Annotated in this window: 19 protein-coding genes; 12 read left to right on the forward strand and 7 right to left on the reverse strand. The window is 34.9% G+C overall.

Features of this window, described 5'->3' with window-relative positions; genetic code table 11:
• The first annotated feature begins 2 nt into the window (after positions 1-2).
• The 3 genes from MUB18_RS13580 to MUB18_RS13590 are packed head-to-tail and all read left to right on the forward strand — an operon-like array spanning position 3 to position 4088.
• A complete protein-coding gene (locus tag MUB18_RS13580; RefSeq protein WP_045756578.1) occupies positions 3-1346 on the forward strand; it encodes a DUF4876 domain-containing protein in 1344 nt (447 codons plus the stop codon).
• Positions 1347-1377: 31 nt separating this feature from the next.
• The gene (locus tag MUB18_RS13585; protein ID WP_248753445.1) at positions 1378-2922 is read left to right on the forward strand and encodes a DUF6850 family outer membrane beta-barrel protein; all 1545 of its coding nucleotides are present in this window, start codon (positions 1378-1380) and stop codon (positions 2920-2922) included.
• Between the two features lie 20 nt (positions 2923-2942).
• Positions 2943-4088 (forward strand): cytochrome-c peroxidase, encoded by a 1146-nt coding sequence (locus tag MUB18_RS13590; RefSeq protein ID WP_248753446.1) that lies wholly within the window; start codon positions 2943-2945, stop codon positions 4086-4088.
• A 3-nt stretch (positions 4089-4091) separates the two neighbouring features.
• Here MUB18_RS13590 and MUB18_RS22000 read toward each other — a convergent pair whose 3' ends face one another.
• Positions 4092-4505 (reverse strand): DUF6713 family protein, encoded by a 414-nt coding sequence (locus MUB18_RS22000; RefSeq protein ID WP_411028102.1) that lies wholly within the window; start codon positions 4503-4505, stop codon positions 4092-4094.
• 288 nt (positions 4506-4793) lie between these two features.
• Here MUB18_RS22000 and MUB18_RS13595 point away from each other — a divergent pair, with 288 nt between their 5' ends.
• The 4 genes from MUB18_RS13595 to MUB18_RS13610 all read left to right on the forward strand — a co-directional run bounded on the left by MUB18_RS13595 (position 4794) and on the right by MUB18_RS13610 (position 8508).
• The gene (locus MUB18_RS13595) at positions 4794-5174 is read left to right on the forward strand and encodes a DoxX family membrane protein (RefSeq protein ID WP_248753447.1); all 381 of its coding nucleotides are present in this window, start codon (positions 4794-4796) and stop codon (positions 5172-5174) included.
• A gap of 580 nt (positions 5175-5754) precedes the next feature.
• The gene (locus tag MUB18_RS13600; protein ID WP_045756582.1) at positions 5755-6591 is read left to right on the forward strand and encodes a sulfite exporter TauE/SafE family protein; all 837 of its coding nucleotides are present in this window, start codon (positions 5755-5757) and stop codon (positions 6589-6591) included.
• Positions 6591-6971, forward strand: coding sequence for a DUF1634 domain-containing protein (locus MUB18_RS13605; RefSeq protein ID WP_248753448.1), 381 nt, complete (start codon positions 6591-6593; stop codon positions 6969-6971). The genes MUB18_RS13600 and MUB18_RS13605 overlap by 1 nt, the downstream gene beginning before the upstream one ends.
• Before the next feature lie 604 nt (positions 6972-7575).
• Positions 7576-8508: a hypothetical protein gene (locus MUB18_RS13610; protein ID WP_248753449.1), complete on the forward strand. Its 933-nt coding sequence runs from the start codon at positions 7576-7578 to the stop codon at positions 8506-8508.
• Between the two features lie 3 nt (positions 8509-8511).
• Here MUB18_RS13610 and MUB18_RS13615 read toward each other — a convergent pair whose 3' ends face one another.
• A complete protein-coding gene (locus MUB18_RS13615) occupies positions 8512-8895 on the reverse strand; it encodes a winged helix-turn-helix transcriptional regulator (RefSeq protein ID WP_248753450.1) in 384 nt (127 codons plus the stop codon).
• 153 nt (positions 8896-9048) lie between these two features.
• Between MUB18_RS13615 and MUB18_RS13620 the strand changes: the two genes are divergently transcribed.
• Positions 9049-9726, forward strand: a complete 678-nt coding sequence (locus MUB18_RS13620) for a YceI family protein (protein WP_248753451.1) — start codon at positions 9049-9051, stop codon at positions 9724-9726.
• 100 nt (positions 9727-9826) lie between these two features.
• On the opposite strand, the gene MUB18_RS13625 is transcribed toward MUB18_RS13620, so the two are convergent.
• A complete protein-coding gene (locus MUB18_RS13625; RefSeq protein ID WP_248753452.1) occupies positions 9827-11239 on the reverse strand; it encodes an MFS transporter in 1413 nt (470 codons plus the stop codon).
• 119 nt (positions 11240-11358) lie between these two features.
• On the opposite strand from MUB18_RS13625, the gene MUB18_RS13630 reads away from it, so the two are divergent.
• A complete protein-coding gene (locus MUB18_RS13630) occupies positions 11359-11697 on the forward strand; it encodes a winged helix-turn-helix transcriptional regulator (protein ID WP_248753453.1) in 339 nt (112 codons plus the stop codon).
• Positions 11698-11819: 122 nt separating this feature from the next.
• Positions 11820-12887 carry a DUF4476 domain-containing protein gene (locus MUB18_RS13635; RefSeq protein ID WP_248753454.1) on the forward strand — a complete coding sequence of 356 codons (1068 nt, stop codon included), beginning with the start codon at positions 11820-11822 and terminating at the stop codon, positions 12885-12887.
• Between the two features lie 9 nt (positions 12888-12896).
• On the opposite strand, the gene MUB18_RS13640 is transcribed toward MUB18_RS13635, so the two are convergent.
• The 3 genes from MUB18_RS13640 to MUB18_RS13650 form a co-directional block, all read right to left on the reverse strand.
• Complete coding sequence (locus MUB18_RS13640; RefSeq protein WP_248753455.1) at positions 12897-13853, reverse strand: alpha/beta fold hydrolase; 957 nt, start codon at positions 13851-13853, stop codon at positions 12897-12899.
• Between the two features lie 190 nt (positions 13854-14043).
• Positions 14044-14799: a Ku protein gene (locus MUB18_RS13645; protein WP_094773667.1), complete on the reverse strand. Its 756-nt coding sequence runs from the start codon at positions 14797-14799 to the stop codon at positions 14044-14046.
• 54 nt (positions 14800-14853) lie between these two features.
• The gene (locus MUB18_RS13650; RefSeq protein WP_045753954.1) at positions 14854-15045 is read right to left on the reverse strand and encodes a hypothetical protein; all 192 of its coding nucleotides are present in this window, start codon (positions 15043-15045) and stop codon (positions 14854-14856) included.
• 511 nt (positions 15046-15556) lie between these two features.
• On the opposite strand from MUB18_RS13650, the gene MUB18_RS13655 reads away from it, so the two are divergent.
• Positions 15557-16573: a hypothetical protein gene (locus tag MUB18_RS13655; RefSeq protein WP_248753456.1), complete on the forward strand. Its 1017-nt coding sequence runs from the start codon at positions 15557-15559 to the stop codon at positions 16571-16573.
• Positions 16574-17560: 987 nt separating this feature from the next.
• On the forward strand, positions 17561-19039 hold the full coding sequence (locus MUB18_RS13660) for a glycoside hydrolase family 130 protein (RefSeq protein WP_045753952.1): 1479 nt from the start codon (positions 17561-17563) through the stop codon (positions 19037-19039).
• Here the strand turns inward: MUB18_RS13660 and MUB18_RS13665 are convergent.
• Positions 19017-21233, reverse strand: coding sequence for a glycosyltransferase family 4 protein (locus MUB18_RS13665; protein WP_248753457.1), 2217 nt, complete (start codon positions 21231-21233; stop codon positions 19017-19019). The two genes, MUB18_RS13660 and MUB18_RS13665, sit on opposite strands and share 23 nt — an antisense overlap.

A 21233-nucleotide genomic window follows, 5' to 3' on the forward strand; every position in this document is an offset into this window, starting at 1 on the left:
ATATGAAATTACAACAATATTTAATGCTGATGATCATTTTTATGGGGTCATTGAGCAGCTGTCAGAAAGAATTATTGCCCAATAATGGTCCTGTGGATGTTACAGTCAACATTACTTATGAAAGCGAGGAGTATCAAGAGAAATTACCTGTAGACACCATCACGGTTAATATCTATTCGTTGAAAGGGAAAAAGATATACAGCGCCCAAACTGATGCTGAGGGTCATATTAAGTTTCCACAGCTTGCTCCTAATACCTATAGGATACAAGCTGTGATCAGCTTTAAGGTCGATTTGTTTAATCAATTGCTGGATCGGCAAGAGGATTTTGATATCACCTTTAGTTCGGAGATCAAAGAGATTATGGTCGGTAGGGAAATAGATCATCACTGGGATCTGTCCTTGGTGAGTGGCAATTTCAATCCAAATGGCTTGGTGATCAAACAGATCTATTATGCGGGTTCGCATGCGACTTTGGGTGCAAGTTTCCGAGATCAATTTATTGAAATCTTTAATAATTCGGACCAGATCCAGTATGCTGATAGTTTGTGCATTGCTGAGGCATATGGAGCAAATAATAGAAACGCGATCTATACGTATCAAGCGAATAGTAAACAGTACGATTGGAGTAAATCATATGGAATGCCTACCAATATCAAGGCGAATTCGGACTATGTATATGCGCAAACTATACTCCGCTTGCCAGGTCAAGGTCAGGATTATCCGATCGCTCCTGGTCAAAGTATTGTTATAGCGGCTACGGCAACCAATCATAAAGCGCCTTATGAGGGAGCTGATGGAAAAGTAATCGCTGTTCAGGATCCAAGTTTAACAGTCGACTTGAGCAAGGCAGATTTTGAAGCTTACTATGCACCTTATATCGGTACAACAAGGCCTTTGGCATCTGATGTGGATAATCCCAATGTGCCGAATGTGGAGGTAATCCGACGGGGAAGTGGTGCCGATTTGATCATGAGCCAGACGGCACAACAAAGCTGGTTTATCTTTCGATCTGATGCTATGGGACCTGAAGCAAATTGGAAGGGTTACGGATTGCCTTATGCGGATGGTCAGGTTAATAATTCCAAAGCATATATACAGGTGCCCGTTGATGTGATCTTGGATGCAGTGGAACTACAGTCTTCCACTTCAACGCAATATCCAAAGCGATTTTCTGCTCAAAATGATGCGGGATGGATTGCTGTGGATGGTGGAGCTCGTTCCTCAAATGCTGTCATTCGGAAAACCAAATCAGTGGTCAATGGAAGAAGAGTGCTGCAGGATTCTAATAATTCTAAGGATGATTTTGTTTCCATAAAAGCAAACCCAAAGGGTTTTGCAGATTAGATCAGGTACTTGATTAAAATTAATACAATTCATGAAAAAACGAGATATAATAGGATTGTTGTTTGCAACTTGGGGAGCCTGCCTTCCAGTATATGCGCAAACGACTGTAGAGCAGGATACTATAGAGCGCCGAATACGTCAATACACAGTTGATAACCCGATGTGGTTAGAGAAGTCTGTTTCACCTCGCTACAGCCTAATTCAATTGGGATACAGCCAGATCAGTGGAGAGTATCGGGCTGCTCAGGATGCTCAAAAAATAAAAAATATCAATTTTAACTCGGAGGGTGCGGTAACAATTAAAGATGTACGGCTGTGGGGAAGATTTGCTTATAACCGCAGTACGGAAGATAGCACGAGGTTTGCCCATCAAACGCGAGAAAATCCGGCATCACCCTGGTACTTTGGGTCGTATGGCTACAATCATTATGAAAGGATCAATTATCTTATTCAGACTAGGGGACAAAAATACTTTGCTGACCGTCGGTACTCGGTCTTCGGTGGCTTGGATTATCATGTGGGTAATCATTTTAGTAATAACGATCCAAGAGGTACGATTGATGCAATTCAAGTCAATGGAAGCCTAGGGGGGAGTGCCCATATTACTTCTGAATGGGAGCTTGGGGCCGAGGGAAAGTATGGCTATGGCCAAGAGCGTGTGGAAATAGCCTATCGTAATGATCAATATGCGTTAAGTGCGGTTGAATCTCCTTTTATGAACTACATCGTGAGAGGATATGGTTGGAAAGTGAGCGATTGGTTAAATGAAAAGAATATGTATTATCAGAATGATATGAAACGTTATGGTGCTAAGTTTTATTTATCGTGGGATGGGCATTTGGGAAAGTTCTATGGAAATATAGGATACCTGCAGGAAGTACAACGCTATAGACAGACGCTACGTAATGATTCGCGCATCAATGAATTGAGCAAGTTCAATCTGGATCAATTGAGCTACCAACTTTTGTGGAACTTAAAACAGTCTAATCGTACCTATCTGGTATCTTTTAATAGTTTCATCCATAGCGGTAAGGATCGGGTGATCGAAAGTGGCGATGCACAGAATTATGTCTACAGAAAGAAACATCATACATTGGATTTTTCGTATTTGGTGCATAATAAAAAGTGGCAACAGCTATATGAAGCTAATATAGGGTATACCAATCAATTGCGTCATGATGGAGGTACGGAAACACGATTGGATTATGACCGTCTGGACTATGGATTGGCAACATTATTTACCTATGCTACAGCAAGAAATCAAGAGTTTGAATTTGGTTTGACCGCTTTTATGGAAAGAAATTTAGGTGCTGCATGGACTCTTCCTGTAATCAATGAAAATGTATTTCATCAATATGTGTTTTATCATGATGTTCTATATCATCAGGCAAATGTTTGGGGAGGTAAATTACGTCTGGGTTTTATGCAGCGACTTAGAAAAAGTAATTACATCAAGTTGACAGCAGATTATACGTATCGTAAAGCGGATCAAGCTGATGCTTTGGATAGAATGAATTTGGCTCCTTTGGGTAGAACACGCGAGGAGGGAAGTTTACGTTTAAGTTATGGATTTTAAGTTGGAGGTATTTAATTTTGATGAAGAAAAATAAGTTTTTGGTGGCATTGATGGTTTGTTTACCTGTACTAATCAGTGCTTTTGGAGATGCAGTAGATACGGGATATTCGATGGCTGATCTTCGCCGGATGTACAGCAGTGGCGATATGAGTCAGTGGCCTAAACCACATCTAGATGCTTCAGTTCAAAAAGGATTTGTTGATATTGGAGTTTTGCCCGCGGTTGAATATCCGCAATCAAATCCCTTCAGTAAAGAAAAGGCTTCATTGGGAAAACTATTGTTTTTTGATGCACGGTTATCGGCATCGAAGCAGTTATCTTGTGCGAGCTGTCACGATCCGCAGCTCGGTTTTGGTGATGGTAAGAGTTTAGCTCATGGCCACGGTAGAAAAGAAGGAAGACGTAATGCGATGACTTTGTATAATGTGGGATATTATAAGAGTTTTATGTGGGATGGAAGGGCTAAAAGTCTGGAAGACCAAGTTTTGTTGCCTGTGCAAGATCACGTGGAGATGAATACCGTTTTGGACACGATGGTCGCACATGTTCGCGAGATAGCAGGATATCGCACCCATTTTAAAAGCGCTTTTGGGGATGATGTTGTGACTTTATGGAGAATCCAGCAGGCATTGGCGACTTATGAACGCAGCATTGTGAGTTATCCAAATAAATTTGATCGCTTTGTGTCGGGGCAATCTGATGCGCTCAATGATCAGGAATTAGAAGGACTTCATCTCTTCCGCACTAAGGCTCGATGTATTAATTGTCATAATACGCCTTTGTTTTCAGATAATTTGTTTCATAACGATGGACAGACACTCTATGGTACCAAACAGGAGGATTTTGGACATTATCATTTAACAGGTGATCAGAAAGATATAGGCGCATTTCGAACACCTTCACTGCGTAATGTTGCATTGACGGGGCCTTGGATGCATCATGGGAACTTCCCTACGCTGAGGGATGTTGTAGAACTCTATAATCTGGGCAATCCTGCTCCTATACAGAGAAGGGTGGTGGTTGATGAAAAGACAAGACCCATTCATTCCCCCTTGTTAAAAAAACTTAATCTTTCTAAAACGGAAGTCGATGCGGTATTGGCATTTTTGCAGGCATTAAGTAGTCCAACGCAACGCCGTATAGCAATGCCTGAGCTTCCCGAATAGAGCTTATATATTAAGTGTATTATTATTTATAGGATGAAAACTAAACATGAGGTATGAGCATGAATCTTTCGTCAAATCTAGAATCCCACATATCGCTATTCCTATAATTAATGTCCAGGAAATATAGTCTTTGAATTCATTCTTTTTATGTTTGATAAATAAGAGATGAACAATTAGATGGAGGATCATAAAAATATCAAAACCCTTGATAAATGCGCTAGAGGATTGAATAGGGGTGAGTCCTTCATATATCAAGAAAAATAATGGGATATGTGCTAAGAGGAAGATCACATACCCGATTTGCTCATTGAGCAAAGAGAGTCCTGGAAAAATCCGCCATTCTTTGCACCTTATGGCATCGATTTCATGCAGGATGAACAATACGATTCCGATATATAAAAAGATCTGTTCTGGCATCTGATGTCACTATTTTTGAATTTAGTGGATAACTAATTAAATTTAGAAGCAAATATAGGACTATGTCCCTAAAATACAACTTCATTAATAAAAAAGGCAAGCTGTAAAACAAACTAGATGATAGATAATTCGAAAGCTCTTGAGTGGGAACTAATTTTGGTGAGATCAAGTAATGGGATTAATGATAAAAGAGCTTGTGAATAAGAAGTCGTATCAAAAATATTAAAAAAATAGAACAATAATTGTTTAAAACTGTTCTAAGTCGTGAATAAACAAAATTAATCAATTATGAAAAACAAGATTCTTTTCGTGTTATGCTTATTGACAGGCTTCATGTTTATTAATGCAGGCTTGGACAAATTTTTTCATTATATGCCTATGCCTAAAGATATGCCAGAGGAAATGGTAAAATCGAGTAAGGCTTTTATGGAAATAGGCTGGTTGCTGCCTTTAGTAGGTGTGGTCGAGATTGTTGGTGGACTGTTGCTGATCTCGGCTAGGACTAGGGCATTAGGCGCCCTTGTCATATTTCCGGTCTTAACAGGTATTTTGCTGACTAATATTGCAGTAGCTCCTTCTGGACTGCCCATCGTATTTGTATTGATCGCAATTGTCTTATGGATCATAATCGATAATTGGAAAAAATATCTTCCGATGATTGACAAATAACTTATCCAAGAACTTTTACGTTTTTATTAATGTCTGATTTATGCCCTATCTTACTTCATGTAGATGCCTAGATCAATATTAAGGAGAAGTTCAACCTGTTTTTGTGGTTTGCTTATATCTGATTATAGGATATGACATACTCAAGAAGAGTAGTCATATCCTTATTTTTTATTTTTTTTGATTCTTTGTTCTATAGGTAAATCCAAAATTGCCATTAGCAATAAGTAATATCCTTTTTTCAATCCTAACTTTGTTGATTTTTGAGTTTGCTTATTCATGACTGTAATATTTAGTGTTACTATGTTTTAAGAAACTTTTTTCAAAGCTTGTGCCATCTTAAAGGGGGGAACTTATTAAGGGTATTTATCTGATTAGATTTGCGTATTTTAATAATGTATGATCGTTATTTATACTTAAAACTTACCTGCCGCTGTACAAAATCAATAATAATAGATTAATAGCGTCTATATTAGAGAATCATTAGAAAGTAAGCAGATTACCTTTTAAAATTAATATTATCCCTAACTTTATTGCCTTAGAAAATTAAGGATTTTCTACGTTTAAATTCTATTATAAAAATATGACCGTTTTAACGTTTACATTGATTATGCTACTGGGTGCAATTTGTGCTGGCATTATTGGGTCCCTATCGGGGCTTGGGGGGGGAATAGTCGTAATCCCTTTACTGACTATCTTGCTTGGAGTAGATATACATTATGCAATTGGGGCCGCATTGGTCTCCGTAATCGCAACTTCATCTGGGTCTGCAGCGGCTTATGTTAAAGAAGGTATTGCCAATATGCGTCTAGGAATGTTTCTGGAGATTGCTACAACAGCTGGTGCGGTTGTAGGTGCTTTAATTTCTACTGCTGCACCAAGTTCTGCTATTGCTATATTATTTGGTTTTGCTTTGATTTTTTCTGCTGCAAATTCACTCCGAAAAAAAGAAGAGCATATCGTGACTCAATCCAGTAAACTTGCTGAAAGATTGAAATTACCGTCTACTTATCCCGTTGTGAAAGGACAGGAGGTGGCATATGGCACCAAAAATGTTATTGGTGGTTTTAGCATGATGGGTCTTGCTGGCGTGCTTTCTGGCATGTTGGGTATTGGTTCGGGGGCTTTTAAAGTGATCGCCATGGATACCATCATGAGAATTCCTTTTAAAGTCTCTACAACGACCAGTAATTTTATGATGGGGGTGACGGCATTGGCTAGTTGTGTTATTTATCTTCAAAAGGGATATATTGTTCCTGACATATGCTTGCCGGTGATGATTGGAGTATTGATAGGGGCAATGATTGGATCCAAAATATTGATGGCTACGGATCCGAAAAAGCTCCGAATATTTTTTGCTTTTATCATTTTTTTCTTAGCTTTTAATATGATTTATAACGGTTTTAAAGGTAAATTCTAATGCAGGTTACAGATAAAATTATTCAAAAAATAATAGGTAATGTCTTAAAATACGGTGTAAGAAGTGTATTAATCATCAGTATAATCGGGGGATTGATCTTTCTTTTTAATCATGCGGATGAACCTGTTGCCTATGGAAGATTTACGGAAAATGATCGAAGTATAGTCGATGTTGTTTCTGGGATTTTAAAGGGTGTAGTAGATCTTCAGGGACGTGCGATTATTTATTTAGCGATTTTAGTGCTTTTTTGTACGCCTTTGTTAAGATTGTTACTTTCGTTATTGAGCTTTATGCTCGAGGGAGATAAGCTGTATGTTTTTATAACAAGTATTGTTCTTGTTATTATTGGGTTTAGTATGTATTTTGGATTTGGACATTAAATACGCAACTCATCCAAGTACTTGATGTCAGTTGTTCTTACTGACTGTATGAAAATTCTTGATAATTGAAAAGTTCTCCACATGGGAGAACTTTTCTATATAAAGGGTACTTGTTTTTCTATTTTCTCGCTTTCTTGATTTTTTCTTCTATGGGTAAATCCAAAATTGCCATTAGCAATAAGTAATATCCTTTTTTCAGTCCTAATTTGGTCGCGTTTTGATTCTCTGCATTCATAATAGTCAATTTTTAATGTTCAGTAGATATAACTTATAAAACTTTTTACAAAGCTTGTGCCATCGTGGATAGACTTTGTAATCAAACGTATTTATTTTAATTGTTTTACGTATTTAACTGATCCTCATTTGTTATTTATACTTGCTGATTGAATTGCATAAGCTCAATATTTTCCTTATTTGAGTTTTAAAAGATATTAATTTTAGATAGTATGATATTTGATTTGCAGTTTTTTCTACCTATCTGCGACTAGGGTATTAATTTTTATGGTAAATTTTACTTATTAGAATGTGTTTTTTAGATAAAATAATCTTAACTTGCTAACAGTGAGTTTGATAACCTGTTTGACAACCTTTAATGTATATACCGATGATCCTAAAACATTCGAAATTAATAATTGCCTGTTTTTCCACTTGTTGTATTCTTTCCATCATTTCTTGTAATAAAGATGATTTGAATCGTAATACAGAACTTTTTAATGCTGATTACAAGGATATCCAACTGAATTCTGGTTTTTCTAGTAATAGCATTGCTATTCATTCGAAGGAGTGGTCGGTTGCATATGTAAAAGATGCTTTTACAGGTGAATTATTATCCGATAAAGAGGGAAATCCAGCTGTATTAACTGCTGTTGGTCAGGTAGAGTTATTGGGTAGCTGGTTGAAATTGGAGAAGACTGATCAAAATAATTTATTAACGATGTCCTTGAAAGAGAATTTCAATCGTATTCCAAGAAAATTTTCAATCGGTATCGTTGCTGACGGCAATCAAGATGAACTGTCTTTCACTCAGAATCGGGGAGAAACCTATGAGATTATCAAAAAGGAAATTATAGAAGTACCGGGAAGTCGAAAGGAATATAAAAGTAATGAAGGTTGTGATATCATCCAACTGAATAATCATACTTCTAGAGCAAAAAATATGGAAACTACTTCGATATTTAAAGATGTTAAATACATATCAGAGTTTACGAGTACTGATCAAGATGCTTTTAGTTGGATGAATACGCCAGACTCACTTATTTTTATGGGAGAGATTTTAAAAGATGGAGTGACGTATTGGTCTAAACAAGTTCCTTATAAGGAAGGCCGGTATTTAGAATCTTATATGAATGATGGAAGTAAACAAGAAGTGCTTGTTGAACCCTATACAACAATCCATGTAAGTGGTGAAATCTCCTACTTAACGCGGGAGTGTATTTATACTTTTACTATTAAAAATAAGTCTTCGGGTCATGAATTTGATATTTCTGGTGTTTGGAAACAAAAAGTACCTTTGTCTTCAATAACTAAAATCTTTTAATCTTTATATCTGTGATGTTTGATCTTGTTGCTTTTTAAAAATAGCATTTCGATATGCTTCACCCCATTTGGCAATTTCATCTATAATGGGTTCTAATGTACGACCATATTCGGTCACTTCATATTCGACAGTGATGGGTTTAGTGTTGAGGACTGTGCGACTTATCAGATGATTCATTTCCATATCTTGCAACTCTTTGGATAACATCTTTGCAGCGATGCCGTCTACTTCGCGAAGCAGGTCCATAAAGCGTATTTTACCACCTTCCATGAGTGTTCCAAGTATGTGAAATTTCCATTTTCCGGATAAAATTTCCATAGTGTCTGTTATCGCTGTTATCCGCGCTTTACATCCTGACCTATTATTGATGGTTTGATTTTTTCTCATGAGCTACTTATTGATCCAAAAATACGAAGTAAAATTACGGAAACGATTATTAGTTTCCAATAGGAAAGTAGTTTCCAAAAGGAAACTGATAGCAATTGTAAACTATCACTAAGTTATCTTTGCAGCGTATTTAATTAATAAAATTATAAAAAAATGAAAAAATTATCAATCGTAGCCGTATTGGCTTCTGTCATATTAGCCTCATGTGGTGGCGCTAATGGAGACAAAGCACAAACTGGAACAGAGCAGCAAGTAGCTGAACAAAAGGGAGAAACTTTTACAGTTGATACAGCTGTTAGTACCATTAAATGGAAAGGATACCACAAAGGTGGTTTTGATCCAAGATTTGGTACTTTAAAAAGTGAAGGGACTGTATCTCTTGAAGAAGGTGCAATTACTGGTGGATCTTTTGTTATTGATATGAATTCTGTAGTTACAGATAAAAGTTCGGTAGATCCTGCAAAATCAGGTGGAAAAACTTCTGCTGACTTAGATGGGCATTTGAAAACTGGTGATTTCTTTGAAGTAGAAAAATACCCTACAGCTAAATTTGAGATCACAAGTGTAACTGCTTTTGACGCATCCAAAGATAAGAGTGTAATTGCTGATGCAACAAATATCATTAGCGGAAATTTAACGATTAAAGATAAGACTGTAAATGTTACTTTTCCTGCAAAAGTAAATGTAACAGATAATGAAGTAAGTGTTCAATCTAAATTTACGATCAACAGACAAGATTGGGGATTAGCTTACGGTACTGAGGGTGATCCGAAGGATTGGATGATTTCTCAGGAAGTAGATATGGAATTGAATATCACCGCAAAAAAATAAGCCATTAAAAAACACGCTTTAATTATTTAAAGCGTGTTTTTAATGATTGGATATGATCAAAATCGGATCACTAACAATATTTATACTATTTGTTGGTTATTTAATGTCCAATTTTGTCTTTTTTATTGGGTAATAATATAGTGAAAATTGCTACTCCTAATAATAAGACAATAGAAATAAGGGTCGAAAGCCCATAAGCATGAGTTAGATTTTTCATTTGTAAGAATGTTTCTTTTTGGTCATGTAAATATATACCTAACACTAACGCAATGCCTAAGCAAATAGCAATTTGTTGTATGGTCAGATAAATACCAGAACCTATCCCAGTAAGATCTGTATTTAAATCCTTTAAAGCGATGGTCATTAAAGAAGGCAGTACAGTTCCGCAACCTAACCCGTAAAAGAACAATATTCCATGGAGTTGTTGAATAGGAACTTTGCTTTGATTGTAAATGAAAAGATGTGCTATTAATCCGATTACCATCATGGTTAATCCGATAAGGATGATCTTTTTGCCGTTTTTTTGAATAAAACGACTTACTATCACACTGGCAATAACATAGCCTATTCCTTGATATACAAATGCAATACCTGTCATGGTAGGTGTAAAGTGCTTATATGCCTGTAAATAATTAGAATTTATAATGAAATAAGCATCTTGTACCATGTAATAAGCTAATGCGGCACCTAAGCCTAAATTAAAAATTTTATTGTTAAAAAGCGAGAAATTAATTAGGGTAGCATGACCAAGATCGTATTGATTTTTCTGTTGTTTCAGAAAATATAGTATGAAGAGTATAGAAGTGCTTAATAAGATAATAATCCATAGGGGCCAATGTAACTCAGGTCCTAATATCAAAGGACAGATTAAACAAATGAGTACTCCAAACAATTGAAACATGGATATCAAGTTGATGTGTAATGTTGGTTGTGCTTGGGTGGTGGGAATGGTTAAATAGGCCATAAAAAAAGCAAAAATACCAATAGGAATATTGATGAGAAATATCAATCGCCAGCTTTCATCGATCCAGGTCTGATCTGGAAGGATACCTCCCAGCAGTTGACCTAAGATAGACGCTACTCCAGCTATGCTACCATAAATGCCTAATGCCAATGAACGTTTTTCTTGTTCTTTAAATAAGAAGGTTAACAATGCGATGCCTTGTGGCACCATAAGACCTGAACTTATACCTTGTAAAAGTCTCCCAAATAGTAATAGATATACTGTGTTTGATAGCGCACAGATGAGGGATGAAGTCGTAAAACCAAGCATACCGATGAGGTATATTTTTTTTCTACCATAGTAATGACCTGCATTTCCAGAACAAATTAATAAACTTGCATAGCCAATTACATATAGAATAATGATCCATTGGGTTTCACTTGTAGTAAGTTGCAGTGTCTCTTGTATAGAGGGTAGGGAAACATTGATGATAAATAAGTCGATAACGAATAAAAATATCCCTGTAGAGAGGATGGATATTTTAAGTATATCTCTGATCTGAAGCTGCATATTAAAAGTTTTTGTTAATTTTATCAAGCAAATTTAAGGGTGTCAGTTTTCGTTATCAAGTAGTTATAATAAGTATACTAAGTATAGTTTTATGTACTCATACTCAGTATAAGACAATTATGGAAGAAAAAAATATAAAAAATTTTGGGAGTTGTTGCGATGTCAACGGTATCTTTAAAATTATAGGTGGAAAATGGAAAGTTTTGCTTATTAAGTCTATTGCGCAACAATGTCCAAAAAGATTTGGTGAGTTGAAAAGGGAAATGGAAGATATTGCGCAGACGACTTTGACCATGCAATTGCGAGAATTGGAAAGGGATGGTATTATTTGTCGCAAAGTTTATCCAGAATCGCCTCCTCGGGTTGAATATAAATTAAGTGATATGGGGAAAACATTATTGCCAGTTATTGAGATGCTGGACCAATGGTGGGTGGAATACAAAGAAATACAGCTTTAAATCAGGAATGTCATTTAATATGATGCTATCTGATTGGAGTGATCGGAAATATAATAGTTATACACGTGTCTTAATCCTTTTCCATTTATTCTTGTCAAAAGAGCATCATCTAAATTATTAATATGTTGAAGAAATCATATATAATCGCCATATTCTTGTTTTGCTTTAGTTTGACTTATAGTCAAAATAGAATAGGCAGTGGGGGAAATGTAACCATCTTCTCGGATCGTGATCCATTTTATTTGTTTATCAATGGTATTCAATACAATGACCAACCTTCAAAACAGGTGCGTGTTGAACAATTGAAGGATCATCTTTATGATCTTCAAGTTGAATTTGTCGGTAGAGTGAAATCTTCACTCTCGAAAAAAGGAGTTTCCGTACTGAATGAAGATGGAGAATTTTTGGATTTAACGTATCTAGCAAACAGTATCAGAAGTAATCGCATGCGTAGCTTGACACTATATGCCATGTTTCCTGCAGATAATCATCTTCCTGATCCTAGAGATGCTCAGGTATTTGCTTATGGAAGACCGAAGCAGATCGTTGATTCTGAATCGGAGTATGAATATGGTCATGAAACCTATTATGGGGATGAAATGACAGTATCCGAATTTAATGCTTTTTTGAAAACGATTGATCAAGGTGGATTTGATAATGATAAGTTAAAAATCGCTAGTATGTCTACTTCGCAGGTTTCTTTCTCACTGAATCAGATCAAAGATGTACTAAAAAGGTTTTCATGGGATGAGGGTAAGCTTGCTTTTGCCAAAATGGCATATGCAAATTGTCCTGAAAAAAGGAACTATATGTTGCTTACTGATCAGTTTTCTTTTGGCGACAGCAAGAATAAATTGTTGGATTTTATTAAAAATCAACCAATTGATAGTGAATATCTCGAAAGAATGAGTGAGGTTGAATTGAATAGTTTGATTAAAATGATGAGTCAAAGTGGTTTTGACGAAGATAAATTGAAAATATTGGCAACTGTAAGTGAAAAGGTAGCATTTCCTGTAGCTTCTATTAAGAGAATTCTCAAAGAACTGAGCTGGGACCAGGGGAAATTGTCTGCGGCGCAAAAGCTCTATCCAAATTGTCTCGATAAGCGTAATTATGCGATCTTATTAGATGAGTTTACATTTTTAGATTATAAAAATAAATTTACTGCTTTTGTTAGAAATCAGAAATAGGGTTTTAATTTAAGTATTTGGTGAATGTAGTTTGCTATCAAGCCATAGTACAATTTGTTGGTATACTTCATCTTTAATTGATTCGTTGAGGAGTTCATGGCGCATCTTAGGATATAGGTGATATTTTACGTCATTGTTTCCATGTGTAGTAAGATCTTGTACAGTTTTAATTACCCCTTTTCCAAAATTACCGATCGGATCTTCTTCACCGCTTTCTAAAAGAAATGGAAGTGTGGTCGGAATATGATCTGTCCAGTTTGGACCGCTACCTCGATTGGCGACATATGCTGTTGCATAGAAGGCGTTATTTGAAAATGGGATACCACATAAGGTGTCAGCGATAAAATGATCACGGTTTTCTTTGGCTAAACTGAGCCAATTACTGTTTTTTTGATTAGGCTCATCTTTAAATTTTAGGTTATTGAATGCTCCGAATGAATAATTAATTAAAGTGGACTTTCGTTTAGGAAGTATTTTATTTAAAAGCCCTAAAAGTCTTTCGCCTATAATGGCAGCTTGATCCATCGTGCCTGTACCGATAAGCACTACACCGCAAAATAGATTTCCTATTTCTTGTACAATGCACCTTGTGATGAATGATCCCATCGAATGTCCGATAATAAAATGTGGTAGATGGGGATATTGATTTGCGAGCAGCTGCGCCATTTCAATACCGTCGTCTACGAGTCGGACACCGGGATTCTGACGTTGTATATAACCTAGGGCACCTTTATTTTTTACAGAGCGTCCGTGGCCTATATGATCGTATGTCATAACCAAGAAACCTTTTGCTGCCAGAAAGCGTGCGAAATCATCATATCTACCGCTATGCTCTTGCATACCATGTAAAATTAGTATTGTGGCTTTTGCTTCTTTTTCTTTTGGAAAATATAGGGTCTTGAAAATGTCATGTTTACTTCCGTTAAGATCTATAATCTCGTGGAAGCTGGATTCTGAGTGGATCATATTTTTAAATTCGTTCGGTTTATTCCTTAAATGAATCTTCTTTTTCAAATGCTCTATTTTTATTATTGTAAAATACAACATCAGTTAATACTGATCTAATATAAAGGTTATTTTTTATTAAAAATAGTGATTAGTGCTCATGGATATGCGATGAAGGATCCATGAGTCTTACATACAGATAGTTTGAGAACTAGGCAAGACTTGCTTTTAATCTTGCTAGCAAATCACTAGCTTTTGTATCGTCGATATTTATCTTTCTGATCGATGCTCGTTTTCCTTTATCTTTTTGATGAATAATTTTTATTAAATCTTGAGTATATTCATTTTTATATTTACTGATATCAAATGCTGTACTGTGTTGTTTGATGAGCTGAAGAGCCATATCCATTTCCTCTTTCTTAATTTTAACATTAGCTGGCAATTTCAATTCATCGATAGACCGAATCTCCTGTTCATAACGTATTTTATTGATCAGTAAGCTTCCTTTGTATGGTTTCACAATAGCCAAGTGTTCCACATTGCGCATGACGAATGAGCCAAGGCCAGCTGTTTTACTTTTTTCTAATGCTTTTTCGAGCAATTGATAGGCTTTTTCTCCACCTTTTTGGGGTTCTAAATAATAGGGTGTATCGAAATAAATACTGTCAATGTCATTTAGCTGTACGAATGCATGGAGGGCTATAATCTTACTTTTTTCTGGACTTGCTTCTTCAAAATCAGCATCTTCTAAGAGTACATAATGATCTTTAAGGAAATATCCTTTTACAATATTTTTCCAAATAACCTCTTTTCCTGTTTTTTCATTGACTCTTTTGAACTTAATGTTCGCTTGGTCTTTACGATCAAGCATATCAAAATCCAAATTACTACTGTCAGTTGCACTATACAATTTCACAGGTATATTGACAAGTCCAAATCCTATAGCTCCGGTCCATATTGCACGCATATGTGATGTACTTTGATGTTTAGGGATAAAAATGTGTTTTATAATTTTCTGACTCTACATAGAGCAGGTTTGTTTCAATTTTCTAAGAAGTGAATCGATGTATTCTGGAAATTGTGTCAGGGCCTCTCTTAAATGTCTTTCTCCTTCGATGTAGCCTTCTGTTCTTGCAATTTCCAATGCAGAATCATATACTTTATCGAGGTAGCCATCTGGCATTTGAGCAGAATCTAAATCAGTGTTGTTCATAGCTTTACATTTAAATGTTGTGAGTTTTATTGTTTAGTGATATCCTGTGATATTTAAAATATAAAACAGTTTATTTAATATAACATATTGATAAGCAAATAGTTTTAAAAATTACGAATTCATGTACGGATATATTTTTATTGGTACAAGGTGAATGTGCTGATACAGTGATGGATGCTCCCCCGATACGTTTTTTGTTTATACACAAACTATTGATATGTATTGGAAAACGGATATTTTAAATTTGTGTAGTGTATGATCATATTTATGATCAATATATTTTCTTAATGAGTGGGGTTAATGTGTTATGATAGGATATCTAACAGATAGTAGTAGTATTTGATGTGGTCATCTTATGTTTTTTGTAAAACCTGATTGAAAAGAGCGGATAACTAGTTAAATTTACACTGACCTTTTTTGACTATCAAGAAATATTGATTAATCTATATTTTTTATTTCATTCTTAAATAAAAAAGTAATAAATTTATATAACCAATAAAAACCATACTTGATGAGAGAGTTAATTAAAAATAATCTTGGTGTGAGATCTTTTTGTTGCTACATACTTGTCAGTGCTACTGCTGTTGCTATTGGTATATTTTTTATACAATGTTTTGATCAAATTGTTTCATACGAGTTTACTAAAATCCCATATTTTTTGTTAGACATGTTTATGATAACCTTTAAGGCTGCTATTTTAGTAGCATTGATCACATTATTTTGTTCCTATATCCTTAGATCAAATCAAAAAGAAAATGCAAAATCTGGTATTATAAAATGGCAACCATTCTTTTCAATACTGTTTGCATTTGTATTTTTGCTGTTTATACATTTTATGTTAAGTGCAGATACACCTCTAATTATCCATAGTTATGCAGTTGCTATTGGATTCTCAGTTGTGATTGTATGTGTATTATTGTTATATGGAAATAAGGCTTACTATGATAATTTTAAAAAAGTGTCATTTTATCTTGATAAAAATGAATCTTCTAAACTTATAAATGAAAGTTATTTAGGGAAAAATTTGATTTCTAATAATAATCAGCAAAATATCAGGCAAGCAGTAGATCCTAATGAAGAACTCATCAAGAGGGTAGAAGAACTAATGAAATTTACTGAAGAGCAGGAGGTTGAACCTATCGGAAATGTCAATTTAAATATTGTAATTTATGTTTATGGTGAAGGTTTTGACTATTGTTTACTTGATTCGGGATTGGATATACCTTTTTTGTTTGGTGATGAAAAACCTGAAGCTGTATTAGAAGAATGTCATTTTTTACATATTAACCTTGCTTTATACATTAGGGTTGATCAGGTATATATATTTGATTTTGATGAAAATTATGTGATACTGAATCCAGCTGTTGATCGCAATTTATCCAATATCAGAAGCAGGAGAGTGAAAGAAAAACTGAATAGTTATCGTGTTATTGGAAAGCCATCGGGTTATTTTCATATACATCCAGATCTGAGTATTGAACTTCGTGCTTTATTAGATAAGTATATGAATAAACGTTTTGAAAATTAATAGTTGTATTTCTTTACTACTTATATCTATCTTTTTGATTTGTGAATATGGATTTAATCAGTGTCAAAGTTGAAGTGTTGCATACAGGTTTATAGATTAAAATTACACGATTTTGCTGCGAAAAAAAATACTGCCAACCAGATGAGTCCTTTAATTAGGAAAAAAAGGAAAGCACCTATTCCTACATTTTTGATCCATTGTCTATTTTTATTTTGCATAGTTGATTTATTTGTTTAATGTAATTTTATTCAACCTCTGTTTTATTTTACTAATATAGATAGCTGTATGGTGAATTGAGCCAATAGGAATACTGATTTCTTTTTGATCTAATAATTCTAAGTTATTTAATTTTATCGGATCACCAAAATGCTTTTTTTCTTTACATATACAGTGCTATGTACTTTTCTTAAATACCAAAAATTAGTGGAGTCGAAAATCTTTAAGTGATCAAGATAAATAAGTGATAGTAAGTGGTGTTATAAGTAAACTTTATCTGGTGTAATTTATGTGCTTGATCTAATATGGACTGCTACTATTGGGTTGTTTTTGTATATAATTGTTCTGCTGAGTTATGTTTGAATACAGAAAGATCACCCTTTTATGTTTGAAAAATAATTATGATCAGCGGATTAAAAGGTGATCTAAGTATGTACATGATGATCTATGTATGGATAAATAATCAAGATCAATTTATTCAATTTCCTTTGCAATAAGTTTGTTGTATTAATTTTGTTATCAAAAAAATGGCAAATTTTGTTATTTTTATCATGCATTAATATGAATTGATGATGTATATCAAAATGGTTATGAACATACGTTTGAATTATTTGCCATATATCACTTGGTAACTATTGTTCTATTAAGAGGTGTAACTAAAATTAGTTTCAGAAAACGGATTGTTTAAAATATGCTGAAATTTTATAACAATGTGGTCATTGATGCGTTTTAAAGAAGAAATTGATTAGTCATATTTATATTCAATAGTTTATGTATAAACCCGTTCAAGTTAATCGGAAAGATATTTATTTTAGACCTGATACGAAACGTGTTCTCGCCCGTTTTTTTTCATTAGGTGATGAGCGGTCGGTAAAAGTTATCCATCGTGTATTGCAATTGTCCGATGAAAAACAAAAGGAAGTTTTTGGACAAGTATTGCGTAGTTATTCGCAAAGACATCGCAGTATTGTTAAAGTTTTTGAGCGGAATTTTGATCGCGTACGTCATTTATTAGAGCGATTAGATACGCCAACGGATAAAATATCAATGACCGCAAAATTATTAATCGGCTCATATTTTACGATGGAATATTCAATTGAATCGGCTGCACTATTTAATCCTTCTATTGTTGAGCATCCGGATCAGAGTGAGCTTTTTAAAGGTGAGAAACGAGTCATTATTAGTTTTAGAGCTACAGGTGAGGGTCATGTATCATCTATTGTTTTTCGATCTGGATATATAGATGTTGAAAATAACATTCATCTGGATGTGATGGGAACGCTATTGGATAAGCCTATTAATATCAAGAATCACCGGTACAATAAGAGTAGTTTTATATCAAAGCTTATGGAGTTACATCCTAATGGAGCGTTGGCTATGGAGAAGCTCACCCAAAATTTAACTGAAACTTTTACTTATGAAGAATTGAAACGTTATGTCGAGGAGATAAGAGCAGGAATTGAGTATACAGCAGATAATGATGGGATCTTGAAGCAGGCTATATGGTTGGCTTCATCACACTATGAGATGACATTCTCCTTGGATACGGCTATATCGGAAAGGGTTATCTTTCCAATTTCTGATACGGAGAAAAGGGGTATTGAAGACGCCCGCTTTGTTCGATTTATAACACCAAAAGGAGAAGTTATTTATTATGCTACCTATACTGCATATGATGGATTTAGTATTTTACCGAAATTATTGACGACAAAGGATTTTTATCATTTTACGGTGAAGCCTATTCACGGTGAAATTGCTAATAAAGGTGCGGCTATTTTCCCAAGAAAAATCAAGGGTAAATACGCGATGCTATGTCGTATAGATGGTGAAAATAATTATATCGCTTATTCCGATTATATCAATATATGGAATGAAGCAATTCATTTGGTTCAAGAGCCTTCGAGTCCATATGAATTTATACAGATAGGAAACTGTGGTTCCCCGATTGAAACCACAGCTGGATGGTTGATCATTACTCACGCAGTTGGTCCTATGCGTGAATATGTGATCGGTGCTTCTTTATTAGATTTAGAGAACCCACATATTGAAATAGGCCGCTTAAGTCTCCCAATTTTAACACCTAATGATATGGAGCGGGAGGGTTATGTGCCTAATGTAGTGTATTCTTGTGGTGCAATCGTTCATAATGATCAATTGATCATGCCCTACGCTATGTCTGATTATGCATCGACTTATGCAACGATCAATCTGAACGATTTAATTCAAGCTATTCTTCAACCTGAAGTTTAATCTTTAATTCTTTATAAATAGTTATATAGGATATAAAATAACATAATGTACTTTCAGCTCCTTGATTTCGATTAATACCATAGGTCTCTAGCCCATCGCAACAACCTTTCGTATGATGATCGTAAAGAGGGAGCTTAAGGTCATTTTCACCTAAGAACCATTCGAAAGAACGAATCATTTTTTCAAAATATTCGTCGTTTTTGGTGATTTCAAAAACCTCTCTGAATAGGAGTACAGTGGCTGTGACATCAATAGGTTGTTGACCAAATTTACTCATATTTTGATTTTGTTTAGCCCACTTTTGATTTCCGATGATGGATAAAAATCCGTTTTGCATAATGATATTTTCCAAAAAGTAAAAAGTCGTAAATCCGATTTCTTTCAGTTTATCATCGTTTAAAAATTTATTAGACATGAGTATAGCTAAAGGTATAATAGCATTGTCATAGGCAAGTACAGGTTCAAACCATTTCCAGTCTTCATCAGCGCTGGCTTCATATTCATGTACTAATTTGAACGCTAATTTACGAAGTAGCTCGGTGATCCGTTCATCATTGGGTTGTTGTTTTAGATATTCAGATATACCCATCATCGTATAGGCAATTGCACGAATTGATTTTAAATTTTCAAAATGCGGTACTGCTTTAAAAAAAATGAGTGAACCTAATTGATAAAAATCATTGTATGGTGCTGTATTGAAAAGATAACCTAATGCCCAAATAGCTCGACCAAAGGAGTCTTCCGATCCAGTCTCTTCTAAAAACTCATTTTGAAAATTCATGAAATTATGAAAGAGGCCATCTTCTCTTTGCGCATAATAAATATAACTTAGATAAGTCGAAATTCTTTTCTTTGTTGCTTTCTCTCCAAATGCATCATGTTGCATTAAACTTACGAGAAGTGCTCTAGCATTATCATCTAAACAATACCCTTCTCTGTAATTTGGAGTTGCAAAGGTAGCGTGTTGAATAATGCCGACATGGTTTGTCAATCGATCTAGATGATCCCATCTAAATTTTGGAAAACTTTCCAGGCGATCTATTTTTGTTTTGGTATCGGGACTCAAAGGTGCTAAAAATAGATTTTGGAATAATTTGGTATACGAATGCCCCAATTTATTCCAAGTCGTCTTTTCGCCATGATGGCGAGCTTTAATTCTAAGATCTTCAAGTTTTTTTGGATTGTCAAATAGATCAATGAGAATATTTTTTAATTCTTTATAATTTTTAAAATCAAATAAAATACCTCTTCCATCAGCCAATAAATCTTTAGCATGCCAGTAAGGTGTGGATAATACTGCAGCTCCAGCTCCCACCGCGAATGAAAGTGTACCACTTGTTATTTGGGCCTCATTAATATAAGGTGTGATGTAAATATCACAGGCTGTCAAGTAAGTTGTCAATGCCTCAGTACTAACAAAATCATTAACAAAAAGGACATGTTGCTCTAGCCCTTTTTCTTTTATGAGTTCGATGAGATATTCTCGATATTCTTCGCCAGATTCCAACAGGACATTAGGATGTGTTTTGCCTACTATAAGGTAGATCGTCTCAGGGTATTCTTGAACTACTTTAGGAAGTGCTTGGATAACGGTTTCAATTCCTTTATTACGGGCTATAAAGCCGAATGTTAGGATAATTTTTTTGTTAGCTAATTGAAGTTGCTCTTTTGCTATATCTTGTTTGTAATCGAAAGCTGGGACTCCATGGGGTATCAATCTAATTTTGTTTTCATGTACATGATAGATTTTCTGAAGTAAATCTATCGCATATGAACTCATCACGACAATGATAGATGCTCGTTTGGCAATTTCTATCAGAATTGCTCTTTCGTCGATATTTGGTTTTTCTAGTATGGTGTGTAAATTCACTAATAAGGGCATGTGAAGCTGATTTATTAATGAGAGAATATAAACGCCACTATTTCCTCCGAATATGCCATATTCATGCTCCAATACCACGCAGTCGTATTTGTTTTCATTTATGAAATGAGCAGCTTGAATATAATCTAATTGCTGATGAGTATTAATTTGGAATACGACTTCCTCTGGATAGGAGTATGGTTGATCGGAAAGTGCGATAACGTGCTGCGTGATCGCTGAATCTTGGTGGTCTATGGATTGTATTAAATCATTTGTAAAAGTTGCTATTCCACATTGTTTCGGCAAATAAGTACTAATGTAAGCTATTTTCAT

Source organism: Sphingobacterium sp. PCS056 (assembly GCF_023273895.1).
In the GTDB taxonomy this organism is placed as follows: Bacteria; Bacteroidota; Bacteroidia; order Sphingobacteriales; family Sphingobacteriaceae; genus Sphingobacterium.

What these genes read in the sequence shown, in the direction of transcription:
- MUB18_RS13605 (WP_248753448.1), top strand. Translation starts at nt 6,591, where the DNA reads ATGCAGGTTACAGATAAAATTATTCAAAAAATAATAGGTAATGTCTTA.
- MUB18_RS13610 (WP_248753449.1), top strand. Translation starts at nt 7,576, where the DNA reads ATGATCCTAAAACATTCGAAATTAATAATTGCCTGTTTTTCCACTTGT.
- MUB18_RS13665 (WP_248753457.1), bottom strand. Translation starts at nt 21,233, where the DNA reads ATGAAAATAGCTTACATTAGTACTTATTTGCCGAAACAATGTGGAATA.
- MUB18_RS13600 (WP_045756582.1), top strand. Translation starts at nt 5,755, where the DNA reads ATGACCGTTTTAACGTTTACATTGATTATGCTACTGGGTGCAATTTGT.
- MUB18_RS22000 (WP_411028102.1), bottom strand. Translation starts at nt 4,505, where the DNA reads ATGCCAGAACAGATCTTTTTATATATCGGAATCGTATTGTTCATCCTG.
- MUB18_RS13635 (WP_248753454.1), top strand. Translation starts at nt 11,820, where the DNA reads ATGTTGAAGAAATCATATATAATCGCCATATTCTTGTTTTGCTTTAGT.
- MUB18_RS13660 (WP_045753952.1), top strand. Translation starts at nt 17,561, where the DNA reads ATGTATAAACCCGTTCAAGTTAATCGGAAAGATATTTATTTTAGACCT.
- MUB18_RS13595 (WP_248753447.1), top strand. Translation starts at nt 4,794, where the DNA reads ATGAAAAACAAGATTCTTTTCGTGTTATGCTTATTGACAGGCTTCATG.
- MUB18_RS13620 (WP_248753451.1), top strand. Translation starts at nt 9,049, where the DNA reads ATGAAAAAATTATCAATCGTAGCCGTATTGGCTTCTGTCATATTAGCC.
- MUB18_RS13615 (WP_248753450.1), bottom strand. Translation starts at nt 8,895, where the DNA reads ATGAGAAAAAATCAAACCATCAATAATAGGTCAGGATGTAAAGCGCGG.
- MUB18_RS13655 (WP_248753456.1), top strand. Translation starts at nt 15,557, where the DNA reads ATGAGAGAGTTAATTAAAAATAATCTTGGTGTGAGATCTTTTTGTTGC.
- MUB18_RS13625 (WP_248753452.1), bottom strand. Translation starts at nt 11,239, where the DNA reads ATGCAGCTTCAGATCAGAGATATACTTAAAATATCCATCCTCTCTACA.
- MUB18_RS13580 (WP_045756578.1), top strand. Translation starts at nt 3, where the DNA reads ATGAAATTACAACAATATTTAATGCTGATGATCATTTTTATGGGGTCA.
- MUB18_RS13645 (WP_094773667.1), bottom strand. Translation starts at nt 14,799, where the DNA reads ATGCGTGCAATATGGACCGGAGCTATAGGATTTGGACTTGTCAATATA.
- MUB18_RS13630 (WP_248753453.1), top strand. Translation starts at nt 11,359, where the DNA reads ATGGAAGAAAAAAATATAAAAAATTTTGGGAGTTGTTGCGATGTCAAC.
- MUB18_RS13650 (WP_045753954.1), bottom strand. Translation starts at nt 15,045, where the DNA reads ATGAACAACACTGATTTAGATTCTGCTCAAATGCCAGATGGCTACCTC.
- MUB18_RS13590 (WP_248753446.1), top strand. Translation starts at nt 2,943, where the DNA reads ATGAAGAAAAATAAGTTTTTGGTGGCATTGATGGTTTGTTTACCTGTA.
- MUB18_RS13585 (WP_248753445.1), top strand. Translation starts at nt 1,378, where the DNA reads ATGAAAAAACGAGATATAATAGGATTGTTGTTTGCAACTTGGGGAGCC.
- MUB18_RS13640 (WP_248753455.1), bottom strand. Translation starts at nt 13,853, where the DNA reads ATGATCCACTCAGAATCCAGCTTCCACGAGATTATAGATCTTAACGGA.